This is a genomic window from Shewanella sp. KT0246, from assembly GCF_019654955.1.
GTDB lineage: Bacteria > Pseudomonadota > Gammaproteobacteria > Enterobacterales > Shewanellaceae > Shewanella > Shewanella goraebulensis.
On sequence record NZ_BPEV01000091.1, the window covers coordinates 1 to 1,570 of the forward strand.

Below are 1,570 nucleotides of genomic sequence, written 5' to 3' on the forward strand. Positions count from 1 at the left end.
TTTTGCCGTTGATTTGAGGTAGTTAAAACCGCTTCAAATCAAGCTGACTCAGTGTTGGCTAGTGCCTGTTGCCGTGTCAGTGGATGCGCATTATAGGCAAATACTGAAACACCGCAAGGGCTTTTTTCAATTAATTTCAGTTTTATTAAACAAAGGTATTTAGCAACAAGATACTCAGAAGTTAACCCCACAGTTATCCACAAAAATAATCATTGTTACCGTTTTTAGGAGTGTCATTGGCCCTCTAACTAACAGTTCGATGTAAGACCAAATTGTATAAAATAGCTTTTATCAATCCAATAACTCACAGTAGTGAGTATTAAGTGGCTTTTATTTTTATCTAATATGTAATTAAGTAATCCTTTTTACAGCTTAGCTTTTAATTAGAGGCATATAAGGCATAAAGGCATAAAGGTATAGAAGGCATAAAGGTATAGAAGGTATAGAAGGTATAGAAGGTATAGAAGGTATAGAAGGTATAGAAGGTATAGAATTTTGAAATACGTATGTCGTTTATACAATTAGCTTCCGCAATCCAAATAAAATGATAATTACATTATTAATTATGTAGCTACAATATTTCGTTCTCTGTCTAGTCTTCGTAAACTGAAAACATTAATAATGACTTATTATGTAATGTATTGGCGAATGATCTGCGTGCTAGTGAGAAATTTACTGAAATTAAGATTTTATCTATCCAGCCAATTTGCATTGCATGAAGAGCCAATTCTAAACCATCGTAAAACTAGGTTATGAGTAGTTAACTTATAAATAGCCACAGGCTTATAGATCGTACTTATATTCGATAGCAATATCTCTTAAATTTATTCAAATTACAGAAACAAGAAAGCCCATCATATCATTAATGGGCTCGGTTATGATTGAGCGTCATGCAATGGTCTACTTCTTAGTATCCTTGAAAGGGAAGTGGCAACATCGAACGCACTTACATTTGATAGCGTTACTTCTTAAAAATCTTCAATCTACAGAAACAAAAAAGCCCCTTAATTCAGTAATGGACTCTTGAGTAATTGAGCGTCTTACAATACCCTGCTTCTTCCTATCCTGTATGGACTATCAACCATACTTACATTTGATAGCAATACTTCTTAAAAATCAAAATTACAGACACAAAAAAGCCCGTCACATCAGCAACGGGCTCTATCGTAATTTAGCGTCTGGGAATGACCTACTTTCACATGGGGAGACCCCACACTATCATCGGCGCTATTGCGTTTCACTACTGAGTTCGGGATGGGATCAGGTGGGACCACAATGCTATTGTCCCCAGACAAATCTGGTTTTAAAGATGGTGCTGATACCCAGAATCGAACTGGGGACCTCATCCTTACCAAGGATGCGCTCTACCGACTGAGCCATATCAGCATGATCTTGCTCAAGACTACTTTTCAGTAATTTGAGACTTAAATTAGGCGCTTGGCGATGACCTACTTTCACATGGGGAGACCCCACACTATCATCGGCGCTATTGCGTTTCACTACTGAGTTCGGGATGGGATCAGGTGGTACCACAATGCTATTGTCACCAAGCAAATTCGGTGTTAATCGC

1 tRNA gene and 2 rRNA genes are annotated in these 1,570 nt (G+C 37.5%); all 3 read right to left on the minus strand.

The features are described from left to right. Positions 1–1,176: 1,176 nt before the first annotated feature. A 5S ribosomal RNA gene (gene rrf / locus K5Q58_RS20540) occupies positions 1,177–1,292 on the minus strand. 18 nt (positions 1,293–1,310) lie between these two features. After that, positions 1,311–1,386: transfer RNA gene (locus tag K5Q58_RS20545), tRNA-Thr, on the minus strand. 49 nt (positions 1,387–1,435) lie between these two features. Further along, a 5S ribosomal RNA gene (rrf, locus tag K5Q58_RS20550) occupies positions 1,436–1,551 on the minus strand. Between the last annotated feature and the right edge of the window lie 19 nt (positions 1,552–1,570).